Annotated in this window: 16 protein-coding genes; 7 read left to right on the top strand and 9 right to left on the bottom strand. The window is 69.1% G+C overall.

The genetic code is table 11. From position 1 onward, the window contains the following. Window positions 1-3 precede the first annotated feature (3 nt). The 7 genes from ACY48E_RS10160 to ACY48E_RS10130 all read right to left on the bottom strand — a co-directional run bounded on the left by ACY48E_RS10160 (window position 4) and on the right by ACY48E_RS10130 (window position 7863). Window positions 4-660 (bottom strand): Maf family protein, encoded by a 657-nt coding sequence (locus tag ACY48E_RS10160; protein ID WP_462872028.1) that lies wholly within the window; start codon window positions 658-660, stop codon window positions 4-6. After that, a complete protein-coding gene (locus tag ACY48E_RS10155) occupies window positions 657-863 on the bottom strand; it encodes an acyl-CoA carboxylase subunit epsilon (RefSeq protein WP_462872027.1) in 207 nt (68 codons plus the stop codon). The genes ACY48E_RS10160 and ACY48E_RS10155 overlap by 4 nt, the downstream gene beginning before the upstream one ends. After that, on the bottom strand, window positions 860-2254 hold the full coding sequence (locus tag ACY48E_RS10150; protein WP_462872026.1) for a condensation domain-containing protein: 1395 nt from the start codon (window positions 2252-2254) through the stop codon (window positions 860-862). Before ACY48E_RS10150 ends, ACY48E_RS10155 begins: the two co-directional genes overlap by 4 nt. Continuing rightward, a complete protein-coding gene (locus ACY48E_RS10145) occupies window positions 2232-3722 on the bottom strand; it encodes a condensation domain-containing protein (protein WP_462872025.1) in 1491 nt (496 codons plus the stop codon). The genes ACY48E_RS10150 and ACY48E_RS10145 overlap by 23 nt, the downstream gene beginning before the upstream one ends. After that, complete coding sequence (locus ACY48E_RS10140) at window positions 3719-5152, bottom strand: condensation domain-containing protein (RefSeq protein ID WP_462872024.1); 1434 nt, start codon at window positions 5150-5152, stop codon at window positions 3719-3721. Before ACY48E_RS10140 ends, ACY48E_RS10145 begins: the two co-directional genes overlap by 4 nt. Before the next feature lie 461 nt (window positions 5153-5613). After that, on the bottom strand, window positions 5614-6540 hold the full coding sequence (locus tag ACY48E_RS10135; protein WP_462872023.1) for a glycosyltransferase family 2 protein: 927 nt from the start codon (window positions 6538-6540) through the stop codon (window positions 5614-5616). A gap of 27 nt (window positions 6541-6567) precedes the next feature. Next, a complete protein-coding gene (locus ACY48E_RS10130; protein WP_462872022.1) occupies window positions 6568-7863 on the bottom strand; it encodes a glycosyltransferase in 1296 nt (431 codons plus the stop codon). Window positions 7864-8007: 144 nt separating this feature from the next. On the opposite strand from ACY48E_RS10130, the gene ACY48E_RS10125 reads away from it, so the two are divergent. From ACY48E_RS10125 to ACY48E_RS10115, 3 genes are read left to right on the top strand one after another with little or no spacing between them, the layout of a single operon-like run. Next, window positions 8008-9303 carry a glycosyltransferase gene (locus ACY48E_RS10125; RefSeq protein WP_462872021.1) on the top strand — a complete coding sequence of 432 codons (1296 nt, stop codon included), beginning with the start codon at window positions 8008-8010 and terminating at the stop codon, window positions 9301-9303. Continuing rightward, window positions 9300-10637: a hypothetical protein gene (locus ACY48E_RS10120; protein ID WP_462872020.1), complete on the top strand. Its 1338-nt coding sequence runs from the start codon at window positions 9300-9302 to the stop codon at window positions 10635-10637. The genes ACY48E_RS10125 and ACY48E_RS10120 overlap by 4 nt, the downstream gene beginning before the upstream one ends. A gap of 22 nt (window positions 10638-10659) precedes the next feature. After that, window positions 10660-12018, top strand: a complete 1359-nt coding sequence (locus ACY48E_RS10115; RefSeq protein ID WP_462872019.1) for a hypothetical protein — start codon at window positions 10660-10662, stop codon at window positions 12016-12018. A 55-nt stretch (window positions 12019-12073) separates the two neighbouring features. On the opposite strand, the gene ACY48E_RS10110 is transcribed toward ACY48E_RS10115, so the two are convergent. Beyond that, the gene (locus ACY48E_RS10110) at window positions 12074-13708 is read right to left on the bottom strand and encodes an acyl-CoA carboxylase subunit beta (protein ID WP_462872018.1); all 1635 of its coding nucleotides are present in this window, start codon (window positions 13706-13708) and stop codon (window positions 12074-12076) included. 82 nt (window positions 13709-13790) lie between these two features. Between ACY48E_RS10110 and ACY48E_RS10105 the strand changes: the two genes are divergently transcribed. Genes ACY48E_RS10105 through ACY48E_RS10090 form a run of 4 tightly spaced genes read left to right on the top strand, consistent with a single transcriptional unit; the run spans window position 13791 to window position 17189 of the window. Then, complete coding sequence (locus tag ACY48E_RS10105) at window positions 13791-14618, top strand: biotin--[acetyl-CoA-carboxylase] ligase (RefSeq protein WP_462872017.1); 828 nt, start codon at window positions 13791-13793, stop codon at window positions 14616-14618. 9 nt (window positions 14619-14627) lie between these two features. Then, window positions 14628-15158, top strand: coding sequence for a PH domain-containing protein (locus ACY48E_RS10100; RefSeq protein ID WP_462872016.1), 531 nt, complete (start codon window positions 14628-14630; stop codon window positions 15156-15158). A gap of 33 nt (window positions 15159-15191) precedes the next feature. Continuing rightward, window positions 15192-15875 carry a response regulator transcription factor gene (locus tag ACY48E_RS10095; RefSeq protein ID WP_462872015.1) on the top strand — a complete coding sequence of 228 codons (684 nt, stop codon included), beginning with the start codon at window positions 15192-15194 and terminating at the stop codon, window positions 15873-15875. Window positions 15876-15884: 9 nt separating this feature from the next. Then, window positions 15885-17189, top strand: coding sequence for a sensor histidine kinase (locus tag ACY48E_RS10090; RefSeq protein WP_462872014.1), 1305 nt, complete (start codon window positions 15885-15887; stop codon window positions 17187-17189). 30 nt (window positions 17190-17219) lie between these two features. On the opposite strand, the gene ACY48E_RS10085 is transcribed toward ACY48E_RS10090, so the two are convergent. Continuing rightward, window positions 17220-17741, bottom strand: a complete 522-nt coding sequence (locus tag ACY48E_RS10085) for a GtrA family protein (protein ID WP_462872013.1) — start codon at window positions 17739-17741, stop codon at window positions 17220-17222. Between the last annotated feature and the right edge of the window lie 39 nt (window positions 17742-17780).

The following is a 17780-nucleotide window of genomic DNA, read 5'->3' as shown; positions in this document are numbered from 1 at the left end:
ATCCTAGCCCGGCGGGGTGTCCGGCCCGCTCGGGTCGGCGGCCCAGAGCTCGGCCACGCTCACCCCGACCGCGCGGAGCAGGCCCCGCATCAGGGGCAGCCCGATGCCGATGACACTCGACGGGTCGCCGTCGATCCCGTCGACGAACCATCCGCCGAGCCCGTCGAGGGTGAACGCACCCGCCACCGCCAGCGGCTCACGCGAGCTCAGGTACGCCTCGAGGTCGGTCGGTGACGGCGTCCCGAACCGAACCACCGTCGACGACCGGTCCACGGCCCGGTCGATCACCGTCCCGTCGACCACGCGCAGCACTGCGTGGCCGGTAATCAGGGTCCCCGACTTTCCGGCCATGGCCATCCAGCGTCGACGCGCGATGTCCACGGTGGCCGGCTTGCCCACCAATTCGCCGCCGATCGAGAGCATGGAGTCGCACCCCACGATCACCACGTCCGGCCCGAAGTGTTCGCCGGTCGCTGCCACAGCCTGCGCCTTCGCCTCGGCGAGGGTGGTCACCACCTGCTCGTGGGGAGCGTCGGGACCCAGACGTGCGGTGATGGCGTCCTCGTCGACTCCGGATACACGCACGACGGGTTCGATCCCGGCCCCTCGCAGCACCGCCAGTCGAGCGGGCGATTGCGAGGCCAGGACCAGACGCGTCACCTCGTGGAGAAGGCGTACGGGGAGAACGGGGCGGTGGTGCGGTGCATGGTCACCGGTGCTCCCCAGTTCTCGGGTTCGGGCTTGTCGCCGACAGGATCGGCCGCCGACGCCGCGGCGGTGAGCACCACCGTGAGTGCCGCGAGCTCCTCGTCCGTGGGATGCCCGGCAACGATCTTGATCAGGGGCTGCGCGGTCTCGCTCATGCTGGACAACTTAGTGCACCGCCTCCCGTGAGGGCGCCCGGGTCGCGATCGAGGTGCTCGACGACGATCCGACGCGTCAGGGCGAGCACCGCGTCGATCGTCTCGTGGGCGGTGGCGGTGGCGGGGAACCTGCTGCGCAGGGCCAGGCCCGCCTCGGTTCGCGAGAGCCAGAACTGGGCGTCGTCGGCGCGGGTGACGTTGGAGATGTGGTGTGCGTCGAGCTCGGTGCGCGTCTCGTGGTTCCCCACCGCCCGGTAGTCGATGTACGACACCATGAAGATGTCGTCGCGGCGGCGAACCATCCCACCGGGGAGCGCATCGATCACGCACGTGATCGGCACCGTGCCCATGCCGATGGCCGATCGCACGGTCCACCCGGTATCGGCGATGGTGGACAGGAGGTCGCGACCGGGCGTCACGGTCACGGGGACGTTGGTGGTCAGCCAGCCCAACGACGTGACCCACTCGGGGCTCGTGCGGGTGTGGATCGGAATCACCAACGCGGTGGACGGGCCGCCCCCGAGGGTGCGCACGGCCGTTGCCATCGCAGCCAGGACGCCCGCGAACAGGCTCGCGCCGACATTGCGACACATTCTCTCGGCGTCCTCGGTCTCCCGCTCGTCGAACAACGTTCGCATGTCGACGGCCTGGTCGGCGGTGCTCCCCTCGGGTACGCCGAGATCGAGTGGGAACGACGGTGGGCCGTCTCCGTGTGCCCGCATGAAGTCGACCCATCGCTCGAGCTTCGACTCGTCGTGCGCGGCCACCTCGGTGCCCTCCTGCGCGCAGTAGTCGACGAAGTTCCCCGGCACGTGCTGCAGACGGTCCGAGGCGGGCTCACCACAGTGCAAGCGGTAGAGCGCGTGCAGATCGTCGACCACCACCGCCATCGAGTACGCGTCGACGTGGGCGTGGTCGAAACCGGCGATCACCGTCGTCGATGTCGGACGCACGATCGCCCCGAGCAGGTACGACGGGAACTGCAGCGGGCGACAGGTTGCATCGAGGGCCTCGCGAACCACGCGCCGGGTGTCCTCGACCCCCGTGGTGTGGATCGGCTCGCCCATTCGTACGTCCAGGCTCTCCGGGTCGTGCAGCCATCGGACGATCTCGGAGTCCGCCCGCTCGAAACCACTGCACAGCGTCGCGTGGCGAACGATGAGATCCCGGTAGGCGGCGGTCAGTGCCGCCGTGTCGAGTTCGCCGCGGATCTCGAAGGATGCCGCGAGCCACACCGTGGGCGCGTCGTCGGGGGCGCCCTGGATGTGGAATATCTGGTTCAGTGACGGCCCTGCCGAGGATCGGCGTGGTGTCGATCGGCCGATGTCCACCGCCCACTGCACGAAGGATCCCGGTGCCGGCGAGAACTCAGTGATCGTTGTGACCTGCACCGGTCAGCACTTTCTGTCGCGGTAGGTACTCGCCGTGGTCGGCGACCGTCCGGAGGATGGTTCGAAGGCGTTCGAAGAACGTGTCCATCGTTGCGGCGGCGGTGGGGTTGCCCGGGCTCTGGGCGCCCACATACAGACTGTCGGCGTCGCGGTTGACCCACAGCGACGCGTTCGACGTCGGCCCCTCACCGTGGGATTGGATCGCTGCGCGGTCGGTGGGTGAGCCCGCTCCGGGGAACCAGCGGAAGTCGATGTAGGACACCAGGTTCGGGCTGGCCACCACATCGAGTCCGGCCAACCCGGTGGTGAGCCACGAGGTGATGACCGCTTCGATGGGTGCCTCGGCGATCGAGCGGGTTCGGCGGTACGCGGCGCGGGCGCGGGGGAGAAGTTCGGTGAACGACGACACCCCGGCCACCTCGAACGCCACCGGGGCGAAGTTGCAGAACCACCCCTGCGACAACAGTGTCTCGCTCGTGCGGGTGCTGAGTACAGCGGCGCCGTAGTACCGGTCCTGCCCGGTGATCTCGTGTTCGGCCAGGGCGATCGCGGCGAAGATCCCGCTGGTGATCTTGCCTCCCGCGCCGATGCACACCTGCTCGAAGGCGTCGGCCTGATCGGCGGTCAGCAGGTCGATCACGTGAAGGGCTGCGGGCGGGGCACTTTCGCCCGGCACCAGCCCCAGGTCCAGTGGACTACGCGGAATGGTCGACCCGTTGTCCAGGAACACCCGGGTCCACTCGGCCACGGCGGGGGTGGTGGCGTCCATGGAGGCCGCCAGTGCCCGCTCGGCGGCCGCGTACTCGAAGAAGCCGGTGTTGTGTGCGGAGGTGTCGGTGGGCGGTCGACCCTCGACGGCGGCGTAGTACAGGTCGGCGAACTCCGACACGGCCAGCGGTTGTGACGATCCGTCGGAGAAGGCGTGATCGACTCCGTAGAAGAACGAGAAGCTGCCCGGGCGCTCGACGATCCCGATCACGAAACCCGGCCATTCGAACGGGGTGGCCTCGTCGGCGATCAGCCGTTTGGCCCAGTCCCGCACCGACGTCCCGTCGGCGAACACCGCCGATCCGTCGGCGGGAGCTGCGGCGTCGGCCGCGCCCACGTCGGTGAACTCGAACGACAGCGCCGATGCGGGAACCTCGTGTCGATCGATGTGGCCGTCCTCGGCGATGGCGAATCGAGTGCGCACCAACTCGTGTCGCGCCACGAACTGCTCGACCGTGGCCAGCAGAGCCGCCCGGTCGAGGGGAGTGTCGAACTCGGTGGCCGCCAACAGGTACCCGGTGTTGGGTGCACCGCTCGCGCGCCGTCGGTGCTGGGCACGAATGTGGTCCTCCTGCAGGAACGTACAGGTGGTGGCAATGGCAGGCGCACTCTCGGCTGCTGCGCGGCACTGCTCGGTGGGGACCACGCGAAGAACGTGACCGGGACCGATGTTCCACAGCGCGGTCTTGGTGATCCTCATGGCCGGCCGGCCGTGCTGTAGGCGAGCGCGGTCCGGTCTGCCGCGGGGGCATCGGCGAGCTGCTCGGTGAGAACGGACTTCAGGGTGCCCAGGAGACGGTGCACGCTCACCGTGGCGGCCTCGGTGCTCGGGAAGCGGGTGCTCACGCTCAAGCCCGCGCGGGTATAGGTGATCCAGAAGTACACCTCGTCGATGGAGTCGGTGGTGCTGCGCAGGGTTCGTGCTGCCCATCGATCCCAGTTCTCGGCTCCCGGGACGTGCCGCAGGTCGAGGAAGGACACCACGAAGGTAGGACTGTCGGCGATCTGGAGGTGATCGGCGACGCGGGAGAACGGCAGTTGGGCGACGGATCTGTTGACACGGATCGACTCCTTGGCGGTGTCCAGCGCCTCGGTGAAGGTGCCCACGCGCGAGAGGTCGATGCTCACCGGCACCACGCCGACGTACCAGCCCACCGAGTGCACGAAGCGGGCTTCGGTGCGAGTGTGCATCGGCATGACGACATCGAGTGTGCTGCAGGGCTTGCCGGATGAGGACGTCACGCGATCGGTGGCGATCGCCAACGCGGCCATCACGGCGCTCTGCATGCTGTGCCCCTCCGCTTTGCAGGCGGCCGCGACGGCGATGGACTCCGCGGGCGTCAGGATCGGGAAGGTCAGGCTGCTCTGACGCGGATGCGCCGCCCCGATCTGCTGGGTGGGCAGGGGGAAACGCGGGAAGGCGCCGTCGCGGAGGAACCGATCCCATGCGGCCACGCCCGGGTGGTCGGGGGTGATCGCCTCACCGGAGCGGCGGTCGATCTCCGAGTAGTCCAGGTGTGAGCCGACGTCGGGCAGGTCTGCGGCCACACCGTCGCGTTCGCTCAGGTAGAGCATGTGCAATTCGTTGATCGACAGGAGCATCGAGTAGCCGTCCATCACGGCGTGGTCGCCACCGAAGACGAGCAGGAAGCCATCGCGCTCGGGATCGTGCACCGTCACCAGGAGCAGGTGGGGCCACACGAACGGGGACAGCTGGTCGCCGAAGATTCGCGTGATGCGATCGTGCACGGCCCCGGACTGCAGGGGGACCCAGTTGGTGCTCATCGCGATGCCCACATGCTCCGGCGCGACGGTGCGTCGGATCAGGTCACCGCTGCCGTCCTCGGCCACGGTGACGGTGGTGCGCAGACTCTCGTGACGGGCGGTCCAGGCGGTCATCGCGCGGGCTGCGGCGTCGGCGTCGAACAGGCCCTCGATCCGAATTGCCGCGCCCAGCCAGGAGGCTCCGTTGCTCGCAACCGGTGCCTCGAGGCTGTGGCGCAGGTGGGCCTCGTGGGTGAAGGCGAGGGGCCGCTCGTCGATTCGGAACTTCTCGCGATCCGCGACGGGCGTCCACTGGGTGACGATGCCGGCGGGCAGCGGGTAGTCGGCGAGTTCTGTGCAGTCCATTCGGATGTCCGTTTCAGGTGGTGTGGCGGGCCCGACGCGCGGGCGACTACGGATGCTGTGTCGACGGGGCGGGCGTCACCGTTGGCACCCGGAGAAGAAGTTGCTGGGCCAAACAATAAGTCGAGAATTACTGCGTGAAACAACTGGAGAGCGTGTTGTCGATCACTAATTCTCAACTTCTGTTCTCGAGTTTCGTGAATGAATCTCGAATGTTTCACGGAGGTTTCTGACGGCAATTAGTTGAATCGAAAATGCAACGCGGATCACACCATCCACGCAGGCTTCTGTTTCGGCACAACGTCATTCGGGACCAGCGGCAGGTGCCCGGGGTTCACGACCGAGGTCACGCGTCGCAACGAGGGGAACCGTCGTAATTGCACCGTTCGAACGGGAAATTGGCGCGCAGAGACGACGGTCACTCGATAATTAGGGACCGTTCGTTTCGAACTGGATTCGGGAGGTCAGGGAAGAACGCGATCGGCTTCCTGGCGTGGACGCGCCAGTGCCCGCAGGCTGAACGACCCGCTGTCGCGGTCGTAGGCGCGGATCACCACGAGCCGGGCGGCGTGCAGCACGGTCACTCCCGGCACGTAGAGCAGCGCAGCGCCCGCGGCGAGAAGCCAGCGTCGATGCAGGATCAGCGTGCGTGGCAGACAGATCATGTACGACACGAACGACGGCAGGGACGACTCCATACGCCGTGCCGACACCCCGACGGTGATGGAGGCGAGGAACGCGTTGCGACCGCCGACCTCCTGGACGCACAGACCGGTATCGACGTCCTCGAACACATTGCGCCGCATGCTCACGCGCTCGCGCACCAGGGCCCATGTCTGTCGCCGCAGGATCATGTTGGAGCCGTACAGGACCGGGACGTCGCGCGGGGGAGCGATCGCGGCCGACGCGTCGGCGGTGGCGCGGGAGCGGTCACCGAACGGCGAGTACCTGTTCTTCAGTCGCTCCACGGCGTCGCCGTAGGGCAGATCGTAGGCCTCACCGCGTCCACACAGCGCGGCCCACCGATGCTCGGGATCGGCGGCGAAGAACTCGACGATCGACTCTGCCCAGTGCTCGGGGACCCGCGTGTCGGAGTCGATTCGAGCAATCAGCTCCCCTGTCGCGGTGTCGAGCCCGGTGTTGCGGGCGAACACCAGGCCCTGACGAACCTCGGTGATGGGCACGATCTCGGGGAACCGTGCGGCGTAGTCGGCGATCAGAGCAGCCGTGCCGTCGGTGGAGTTGTTGTCCACCACCACGATGTCGCGGATGAAGCGGAGTTGGCCGGTCAGCCGATCCAGGCATTCGGCCAGGCTGTCCTGTTCGTTGTACGCGGGCACCACAACGGACAGGATCTTCGTGGTCTCGACCGGGGAATCAGGGGGTGTCATCGTCTCGTCCTCGCGCTCTCGTGGCCGTCACTGTCGGTTCGTTCTGCTCGGCGACGACTCCACAACACGCTCGACGAGCGAGGCGGTGGCCGCGACAGCGTCGTCGGCCGAGACCAGCTTGTCCCGCAGAGCGTGCGCTGCGCGGGCGGTACGAACGTCGAGAGCCGAGCGCAGGGCGTCGGTGAGAGCGGCCTCGGTCAGCCGGGCCATGGGCAGTGCCGAACCTACTCCCAGAGCCGCGATCCGACGTCCCCACAGGGGTTGATCGGCCCCGAACGTGCACACCACCGACGCGATCCCGGCCCGCATCACTGCCGCGGTGGTGCCCGCTCCGCCGTGATGCACCGCCGCCGCGCAGCGAGGCAGCACGCCGGAATGGTCCACCGAGGCCACCACGTACACCGAGTCGTCCGCGTCGCGCACGGCGACGTTGCCGACAGCAGCGCCCACCAGCAGCACCCGCCGCCCGACGGCCGCGGCGGCGCCCACCACGGCGGAGGTCACCGCCTGCGGGTCGGTGAGGGCCATGCTGCCGAAACCCACGTAGAGCGGGGGGTCACCGGCACCGAGCCAGCTCTCGAGATCGCTGTCGACACCGGATTCGGCCAGCCGATCCCGCGTGTCCGCAGAAAGATCGAGGAACCCCACCAGCGGCCGTGATGGTCCCCATTCCGCGGCGAGTTCGCCGAAGATGGCCGGGTCGTAGACCTGGATCTCGGGAACCGCGCGGCGGCGCAGACGTGCCGCGGTGCTTCCGCGCGCGGGGGGCAGGCCCACCTCGGCGCGCAGGCTGTTCTCGGTGCGCCGCGTCCCCCACCACAGCACCCGATCGATCACCGCCCACGAGAGCGGGACGAGCAGTGCGGGCAGCTCCGAGCGGGACGAGCCGATCAGGGAGACGGCGCGATTGGCGCGGATCGGGCACATGTGAACCGGAATGTACGGAATTGTCAGAGCCTCGGCGACGTTGAGCGAGCGCTCCTGACCCACACTCGACCCCACGATGGCGTCGGCGTCGGTGGCGAGGTCGAGAAGTTCTCGCTGCGCCGCAGCGCCATCGCGCAGGGTCAGGGCCGAGATCGCGCGCAGCCGCCTCCGCGGATTCGCGGACTTCAACTCGCGGGTCACCAGGTCCGAGTCCAGGACCTGCCGGGTGTCGGCGCCGACCGGGTGGGCGTCCGCTCCCGCGCGCCGTGCGAAGTCGACGAGGTTGGGCGGAACGCCCATCGTCACGTGGTGTCCGCGCAGACCCAGCTCCAGCGCCAGGGCGACACCCGGCTGCACATCGCCACGGCTGCCGTTGAACGACAGAACCACTTTCACGGCCCGAACACTGACAGATGTGACCCCGGTGTGCTGACCGAGGCTATCGATCAGTGAGCAAGCCCATACTGTGCGCCGTGCGGACCGGGCGCGGGTCGCCGATACTCGACTTCGTCCTGTTCACGGCGAAGGAGTACAGAGCAAGTGCGGATCGTCTTCGCCATCAGCGGTACCCGCGGCGACGTGCAACCCGGCGTGGTTCTCGGCGCGGAGCTCACCCGCCGAGGCCACGACGTCCTGATGGCCGTGCCCCCCAACGTCACGGCGTTCTCGACGGCGGCCGGCCTCGAGACGGTGCCGTTCGGCTACGACACCCGCGAGCACATGAACTCGGACCTGGTGCGGGTGCAGGTGCGCAGCGGCTCGCTGCGCCAGCGCATCTCGGCCGCCGCCACACTCTGGAACTTCGGATGGGACCAGATGGTGGCCGAACTCGACGCCGCCACCACCGGAGCGGACGCGATCGTCACCGGGATCACCACCGAGCAGGCGGCGTACAGCTTCGCGGCGGCACGCGGGCTGCGCTACGTCGCCCTCCAGCACGCGCCGGTGCGGCGTAACTCCTACGTCGGGCCGGTGCCCGCAGCCGATCCCGGTGGTGGGCAGGAGCCCTCGGCGTCCGTGCGCGCGAGTTGGACCGTGGCGGAGTCGGTGCTGTTCGCCGCGACCGCCGGTCGGGAGAACGCCCTGCGTCGCCGCCTCGGCCTGGCGCGCACGTGGACTGCGCTGCCACGGCGGACCGCGGGGTCCGACGCCGTCGAGCTGCAGGCCTACGACCCGGCGCTGGTGCCCGAGATCGTCGCGGAATGGAACGGCGCCCGGCCGTTCTCGGGATTCCTCGAGTTGGACTCGGACCTGCGCGCTCGGATCGGACTCGACCAGGGGATCGACGCCGACCTGCAGCGGTGGATCGGTGCCGGGGATCCACCGGTGTACTTCGGCTTCGGGTCGATGCCCGTGGACAACCCCGGCGCGGTTCTGGACTCGATACGCCGGGCGTGCGCCGCCCTGGGTCTGCGGGCACTGATCAGTGTCGGCTGGAGCGGTGTCGATCCGGCTGCGGAGAACGCGGAGTCCGACCCGGAGGTGCGCGTGGTGGGCGCCGTCGATCACGAGGCGGTGTTCCCGCTGTGCCGCGCCGTGGTTCATCACGGTGGCGCCGGGTCCACCGTCGCCGGTCTGCGCGCGTCGCGGCCCACCGTGGTGTGCTGGCTGAGCTCCGATCAGCCGTTCTGGGGCGCCCGCGTCGCGGCGGCAGGAGCGGGCGCGAGCCTGCGGCTGTCCACCCTGACCGCCGAGAACCTCACCGACGCGCTGACCGTCGCCCTGACCGCCGACGCAGCCGACGCCGTGGGGCGCGTGGCGGCGTCGTTGATCGAGCCGGCGAAGGCGGTGTCCCTCGCAGCCGACGCCGTCGAGGCAGCCCGGGTGCTCACGTGAGCAGCCCGGTGCGGGTGCAGGACCAGGACTTCACGTACCTGTTCCTCGATCGGGCGTTCGGGTGGTCGGTGGTGCTTCAGTTGGTGTGGACCTTCCCGCCGTCGCAGTCGCCGTCCGACGACGCCATCGAGGCCATGAACGACGCCCTCGTCGATGGGCCGTTGCACCGCATGCTGATCCCGCCCACGCTGCCCACCGCCCGTCCGTACTGGGTGCACTCACCGCTGCGTCCGCGGGCGGTGATCGACCCGGAGCCGCTGGCGCCGGACGCCGCGGCGCGCTGGGCCGACGACGATCTCGACACCGTCGATCTCGACGCGCGGGCGGGACGGTCCTGGCGTCTTCGCGCCGCCCGCGTTCACGACGGGTCGACCCTGATCTCGCTCACCGCCCTGCACCTGGTTGCCGACGGCAAGGCCATGACCACCGCGGCGCTGAATGCGCTGGCCGGTGGAGTGGTCGATCCTCTCGGCCGTGGGCGGTCGACGGTGCTGGCAGACCTCCTCGACACCGCGGCGCGGGTCGGGTCCGCTGCGTCCGGCGTGCTGACCGCGGTGTCGACCAGCGTGCGCGGTATCGGCGCCGACACCGCCCCCGCACCCAAGGTGTCCGCTGCCCGTACCCCTACCGCGGACCGATCCCCGAAGGCAGCGCCGGCGCGGGCCACCGTCACCGTCGACGTCGACGACTGGATCCGCGCGGCCGGCCGACACGGCGGCACGGCGAACTCGCTGTTCGTGGCCGTCATCGCCGGTGCGCTCTTCGCCTCCGGGTATGCCGAGGGGCTCGACGTGGTCAAGGTGGGGATCCCGGTGAGCCTGCGCACCGAGGGCGACGACCGCGGCAACGCCACCGCCGGTGTGTCGGTGATGCTGACCGAGCGCCCGGTCGCCGGCGGAGACCTCGCCGGCATTCGCGCCCAGTGCAAGGCCGCGTTCACCGCCATCTCGAGCGGTCACCGCCCCGCGATGATCCACCTCCAACCGCTCCTGCAGTTGATGCCTATCTCGCTCGTCATCACGCTCGTCTCGTCGACGGGATCGGGGATGCCCGACGCGATGGTCTCCAACCTCGGCGACTTCGAGGCCGACCTCGCCGTACTCGACGGCCGGCGGGCCACCTCGGTGGCGTTCCGTGGCAATGCGCAGGGTGTCGATCCGTCCGCTCCGCACCGCTTCGGCGACGGCCTGCAGTCGTGGTTGCTCACCACCGGCACCTCGGCCACGTTCTGCGTGCTGGCCTTCGACGAGACCCACATCCGCAGCAGTGCTCACCTGCGTGAGCTGCTGTCCGAGGAACTGCACGGATGGGCAGTTCCGCACACCGTCACCTGATCGTCCTCCGGAAGGGGAACCCATGGCCGGCACCGTCGCCGATACTCGAATGTCCGACGCGGACGAGGCTTACGGTCTCGCCGAGCAGGTCCTCGGTGTGGTCGCGCCCATCCAACTCATCCTCGTGTTCGACCGTGCGCCGGCCGAGACCGCGCTGAAGGGCATAGCCGAGGCTCTGTCCACCGGCGCGTTCGACCGCCGGGTGGTGCCCGCCGCCGTACCCTTCGCCAGGGACCGGTGGGTGCGGGCCCAGCAGCCCCCGGTGCTCGACATCGAACCCGACCCGATCGCCGATGCCGACGTCCAGGCCTGGACGGAGGCCCGCCTGCGCGCGGCGCATCTGTCCCCGGTGACCGGTCGGGCATGGTCGCTCGCCGGTGCGCACACCGCATCCGGTCGGTTCGTCCTCACTCTGCACGTCTCGCACATGGTGGCCGACGGGTCGACCACCTTCCGCGCCCTCGCCGCTGCCATCGCCGGTGAAACCGGGTCGGCCCTGCCGCCCGGCGACGCCGTGAGCGGCCCCCGTCGTCTGATCGAGGACGCATGGGACGCGGTCGGACAACTCGGCGCCGCGGGACGCTCGCTCGCAGTCGTGGTCCCCGCGCTGTGGACGCAGTGGCGCGGCAACAGGGACTCCGCCGGCGACGCACCCGCGATGACGGAGGAGGAGAAGGCCGAACTGATCGCCCGGTCCGACCGGGAGCAGATCTTCGACATCATCGACGTCGACCGCGCCACATGGCGCGACGTGGCGGCACAGCACGGGGGAACCGTCAACTCCCTGTTCGCGGCGCTTCTCGCCGGCATAGGTCGACGTGCCGGAATTCCGGCCCACCACGACGGCATGCGGGTGTGTATGGCAGTCAGTCGCCGCGGGGAGAACGACGATCGGGCCAACGCCTCCGGCGGGGTGTGGATCCGGTTGCGCGGCGACGTCGGGCCCGCCACCGGGCTCGCCGAGATCCGCGCCCTCAGCAAGAAGGCGCTGGTGGACTACGCACAGGCCGACACGACCCTGACCGACAGCATTCAGCCCATCGCCCGGCTGCTGCCGCGACCGGTGCTGGCGAAGATGATGCGCTCGATCCCGGGGCCCGACCTCACCGCGTCGAACCTCGGCCTGGTCCCGGAGGACATCATGGTGATCGACGGGATCCGGGCGAGCGCGGTGACCATCCGTGCCGTCACCATCGGACGGCCCGCCGAGTCCCGCGCCAAGCAGGGCCCCGGCCTCGCGGCCTGGACCACCGAGTACGACGACAAGATCACCGTCTCGTTCTTCGGCATGCACCCCGACCGGTTCGGCGACATCGACGAACTGCGCGCGCACATCGACGCCGAGTTCTCCCGCTGGAACCTGCCGTACCGGCGGTGGTGACTGCGCCGGCCCGGCGGGTGGTGACTGCGCCGGCCCGGCGGGTGGTGACTGCGCGTCAGAGCGGAATGTTGCCGTGCTTCTTCGGCGGCAGGGTGACCATCTTGCGCTCGAGCAGACGCAGCGCCGCGACGATCTGGCCGCGCGTGTGGCTGGGCGGGATGACGGCGTCGACGTAGCCGCGCTCGGCAGCGACGTACGGGTTCACCAAGGTGTCCTCGTACTCGTTCTGCAGTTCGATGCGCAGGGCCTCGACGTTCTCGCCGGCCGCCTCGGCATCGAGGAGGCGCTTGCGGTAGACGAACCCGACGGCACCGGAGGCACCCATCACCGCGATCTGCGCGGTGGGCCAGGCGAGGTTGAGGTCGGCACCCATGTGCTTGGAGCCCATCACGTCGTACGCGCCGCCGTAGGCCTTGCGGGTGATCACCGTGATCTTGCCGACCGTGGCCTCGCCGTACGCGTACAGCAGCTTCGCGCCGCGACGAATGATGCCGTTGAACTCCTGCCCGGTACCCGGCAGGAAGCCCGGAACGTCGACGAGCGTGATGACGGGGATGTTGAAGCAGTCGCAGGTGCGTACGAAGCGCGCCGCCTTCTCGCTGGCGTCGATGTCGAGCGTGCCGGCGAAGGCCATCGGCTGGTTGGCCACGATGCCCACGCTGCGCCCGTCGATGTGGGCGAAGCCGACGATGATGTTGCGCGCGCGGGCCGCCTGAACCTCGAGGAACTCCCCGTCGTCGACGATGCGGGTGATCACCTCGTGCATGTCGTACGGGGTGTTCGGGGAGTCCGGGATGAGGGTGTCGAGTTCGAGGTCCTCCTCGGTGAGGTTGTCCTCGATGGACCCGCCCGCGCTCGCCGTGGGTGCCAGGCGCGGGGCTGCCGACTGGTTGTTCGAGGGCAGGTAGGACAGCAGCTCGCGCACGTAGTCGAGGGCATCCTGCTCACCGGAGGCCACGTAGTGCGCGACACCGGACTTCTCCATGTGGGTGGTGGCGCCGCCGAGTTCCTCCATGCTGACCTCCTCACCGGTGACGGTCTTGATCACGTCGGGACCGGTGACGAACATCTGGGAGGTCTTGTCCACCATCACCACGAAGTCGGTGAGCGCGGGGGAGTACACGTGCCCACCGGCGGCGGGGCCCATGACCAGGGAGATCTGCGGTACCACGCCGGACATCCGGACGTTGCGGTGGAAGATCTCGCCGTAGAGGCCGAGGGAGACCACGCCCTCCTGAATGCGGGCGCCGGCGCCCTCGTTGATCCCGATCAGCGGCCGGCCGCTCTTGAGGGCGAGGTCCATGACCTTGACGATCTTCTCGCCGTAGATCTCGCCGAGCGAGCCGCCGAACACGGTGGCGTCCTGGGAGAACACGCACACGTCGCGGCCGTCGATGGTGCCGTAGCCGGTCACCACGCCGTCGCCGTAGGGGCGGTTCTCGGCCAGACCGAAGTTCACCGATCGGTGCCGCGCCAGCGCGTCCATCTCGACGAACGAGCCCTCGTCGAGCAGTGCGGTGATGCGCTCGCGGGCAGTGAGCTTGCCCCTGGCATGCACCCGGTCGATCGCCTCCTCTCCGGAAGGCGCCTCGGAGGCTGCGCGGCGGGCGGCCAGCTCGGCCAGCTTGCCTGCGGTGGTGTGGATGTCGGGGGCACCGGCCCGTGCGGCGGGATCCTGAACACTCGTCATGGCGACGACCCTAATGGTTGGACGTCCGATCACACATACCGAGGTCGCGATCACCGGCACGGGCGACGGTACTGTCGGACCGATGTGGGAGAACCTCGATCGTCCTCCGCTGGTGGCCTCCTCGTTGAGTAGGGCCCTGGTCGACGGCCCCCGCGGCAGCTGGGCCCGGGTCGACGTGGTGTCCGAGACCGGTTCCACCAACGCCGATCTGCTCGACGCCGCGGCCACGATGCCCGACCGCACGGCGTTGATCGCCGACTTCCAGTCCGGTGCCCGAGGTCGGCACCACCGGCCGTGGAGCGCGCCGGCGGGCGCACAGCTGGCCGTGTCGGCGCTGATCCGGTTCCCCGGCATCGACCCGTCGTTGCTCGGGTGGTGTTCGCTGCTGACGGGCACGGTGGTGGTGGACGTGCTGCGTCGGGTGGCCGAGGTGGACGCAACCCTCAAGTGGCCCAACGATGTCCTCGTCGACGGCCGCAAGGTGGCCGGGATTCTGTCCGAGGTCGCCCACGGTCACCGCGATCCGTCCGTGGTGATCGGGGTGGGGCTGAACGTGAGCATGACCGCCGACGAGCTACCCGTCCCCACGGCGACCTCGCTGGCCCTCGCCGGCGCGAGTGTCATCGATCGGGACACCTTGGCTCGTGCTCTGCTGCGGGCGCTGGGATCGGCGGTCGACGCCTGGCGCGACGAGGACTGGTCCACCGACGGTCTTCTCCAGCTCTACCGCGCCCGGTGCGACACCCTCGGCCGCGAGGTGAGGGTCGAGATGGCCGGACGTGCCGATCTGGTGGGCACCGCGGTGGACATTGATCGGCACGGTCGCGTGGTGGTGGCCCCGGCGGACGGCGGGGACTCGCAGGCTGTGTCGGCGGGCGATGTCACCCACCTGCGACGAGTTGCCGAATAGGATCGCCGCATGGCCAACCCCCGGGACATGCTCGCTGCCGACGAGGAACTGCTGCTCCATCGGCATCCGCACTGGAAGATGCTGGTCGTCCCTGCCATCGTGTTCGTCGCGGCGACGGCGGTGGCCGGGTTCCTGCTCGGCCTGGTGGTTCGACACACCGACTCCACCACGCAGACCGTCCTTCTGGTGGTGATCGGTGTGCTGTGGGCGGCTCTGGTGATCTGGCAGTCGCTGATCCCCTTCCTCCGCTGGAAGACCACGCATTTCCTCGTCACCGACCGGCGGGTGCTGATCCGGCAGGGCATCCTCACACAGTCGGGCATCGACATCCCGATGGGTCGGATCAGCAACGTCCAGTTCCGGCACGGGCCGATCGACCGAATCCTGCGAACCGGCACGCTGATCATCGTGGCATCGTCCGACGATCCCCTCGAGTTCGACGACGTCCCGCAGGTCGAGCGAGTGCACTCGCTGCTCTACCACCAGGTGTTCGACGCGATGGACCTCTCTCGCGACCGTGACGAGCGGCCCCACTCATGAGGAGGCGATCGTGAGGGCCCGGAGGTGGTGGCCGTGATCGAGGTTCTCCTGGCCGAGGACGACGAGGCCATCGCCTCACCGCTCTCACGTGCGCTCGGCCGTGAGGGCTACAGCGTGACCGTGGAATCGACCGGCCCGGATGCGCTGGCCAGCGCCCTGGCGGGTCAGTTCGAGTTGCTCATCCTCGATCTGGGCCTGCCGGGAATGGACGGGCTCGAGGTGTGCCGCCAGGTCCGCGCGCACGGCTCGGACGTACCGGTTCTCATGCTCACCGCACGCACCGACGAGGTGGACTTCGTGGTGGGTCTCGATGCCGGTGCGGACGACTACGTGGGTAAGCCGTTCCGTCTGGCCGAGTTGATGGCGCGCGTGCGGGCCCTGCTGCGTCGTCGTTCGTCGGTGGCGGAGGACGGTGTCATCGAGGCCCACGGCATCAGGCTCGATCCGGCTGCGCGACGGGTGCAGGTCGACGGCGCGGACGTGGTGCTGGCGAACAAGGAGTACGAGCTGCTGCGCATCCTGCTCGAGAACGCCGGCCAGGTGGTCTCGCGGGAGGCGATCCTCGAGGACGTCTGGGGTGACGTGGAGCTGCGAGGATCGAAGACCCTCGACATGCACATGTCGTGGTTGCGCCGCAAGATCGGCGACGAGGGCCCGGTCGCCGAGCGCCGCATCGCCACGGTCCGCGGCGTGGGCTTTCGCATCGACGCCGACTAGGTCGGCGCGGTGCGGCGGCGAATCCTGCTCTCCATCCTCGCGGTGGTGGTGCTCTCGGGACTGGTGCTCGGGGTGCCGCTGACCTACACGGCGTGGTTGTGGGTGGAGGACATCACCCGCACCGATCTGCAGAACCGGCTCGGTCGGATGGCAGCGGAGATCGTCGAGCAGGAGGGCAGCGACGGCCAAGTGGTGGGCGTTCTCGACACGAGTTCACTGCGAGTGCTCATTCCCGACGGTGGCCGCCTCACGGTCATTTACCCGACGCCCACCGACGCCGCCTCGCGCGTGGACATCGGGCCCGGAGAGGTCGACGCACCCCTGGTGGAGTCCTACGCGATGGGCACGTCGGGATCGTTGCGTCTCGAGGTTCCCTCCCATCGGATGCGCACCCTGCAGTTCCAGGCCCTCGGGGCGGTGATCCTGGTGGTCGCGGCGTCCATCGCGGCGGGAACGGTGGTGGCGGTGGGGACGGCGCGCCGGCTGTCGGATCCACTCGAGTACGTGGCCGAGCGAGCTGCGCGGTTGGCCAAGGGTGACTTCCGCACCGATCCGGTGCGGCACGAGATCGCCGAACTCGATCGCGTCTCGGACGTGCTGGACTCGGCTGCCCTCGAGGTGGTCGATCGCCTCCAACGCGAGCGGGCGTTGGTGGCCGATGTCAGCCATCAGCTGCGCAGTCGGCTCACCGCTGTTCGCCTCCGCCTGGACGAGTTGTCCGCGCACCCCGATCCGGACGTGGTCGAGGAGGCCGATCAGGCCATGGCGCAGGTGGATCGACTCACGGTGGCCATCGACGAGCTGGTCAGATCGTCGCGCATCGACGGCGCCGCGCGGGCGAGAGCGTTGTCGGTGATGGACGAGCTGGACGGGATCGTGCAGGAGTGGAAGCCCACCTATGCCGATGCCGGTCGCACGCTCGAGGTGCGCGGTGACCGCTCCATATCGGCTGCGGTGACGGGTTCGCGGCTGCGCGAGGCGATGTCGGTTCTGATCCAGAACGCCCTCGAGCACGGTGCCGGCACCACCACGGTGGCGGTGCGTTCGGTGCCGTCCACACGCGGCGACGCCACCGTGTGCGTGGAGGTCTCCGACGAGGGTGCGGGCGTCAGCGCAGATCTGGCCCCGCACATCTTCACCCGGGGGTTCTCCGGGCGCGGGTCGTCGGGCGTGGGTCTGGCGCTCGCGCGAGCATTGGTCGAGGCCGACGGGGGGCGCCTGGAACTGCAGCGTCGAACCCCGGCTCTGTTCGCGGTGTTCCTGCCCGCGGTCGCCGCTCCGGTCCCGGTGGGGAGTGCGGCGGAGCCGCGCTGACGCAGGCCCGGCTGGATCAGGCAGGCTCGATCAGATGTCGTCGGCGGCGGTGGGCGCGGCTTCGCGGGGAGTCTCGTGCGGGAAGGCGAACCGGCGCAGGGCCCAGAATCGGAAGGCCATCTGCAAGATGTTGCCGATGATGTAGTTCAGCACGAAGTCGATGACCACGCGCATGCCGACGCCGTCGCCGGTCTCGCGGATGTCGAGGATGTTGTTGGCGATCCACAGCGGTGCCGCAGCAATCAGCACACCGATGCCGCTGATGGAGAAGAAGAGCAGGGCTTCGTGGTGGCGCTCGCGGCCACCGCGGTGCTTGAACGACCATTCGCGGTTGAGGTAGTAGCTCAGAATGGTCGCCGCGACGCCGGAGATCACCTTGGCGATCACGGGCTTGGGCTCGAGCACGGTCAAGGACAGTGCGTAGAAGATCACCAGGTCGAACACCATGGTCGTGCCACCCACGATGGCGAACTTGACCAATTCGTGGTGTCGACGCGCGAGATCGCGAAAGCGGCGGGGGATGTGCGCGATCACATCGTCGACGAAGGTCACGAGGGCTGATTCTACGAATGGTGAGCGCACAACACTAAT

Source organism: Rhodococcus sp. AZ1 (assembly GCF_054979605.1).
This window is presented reverse-complemented; position numbering and strand designations above follow the sequence as displayed.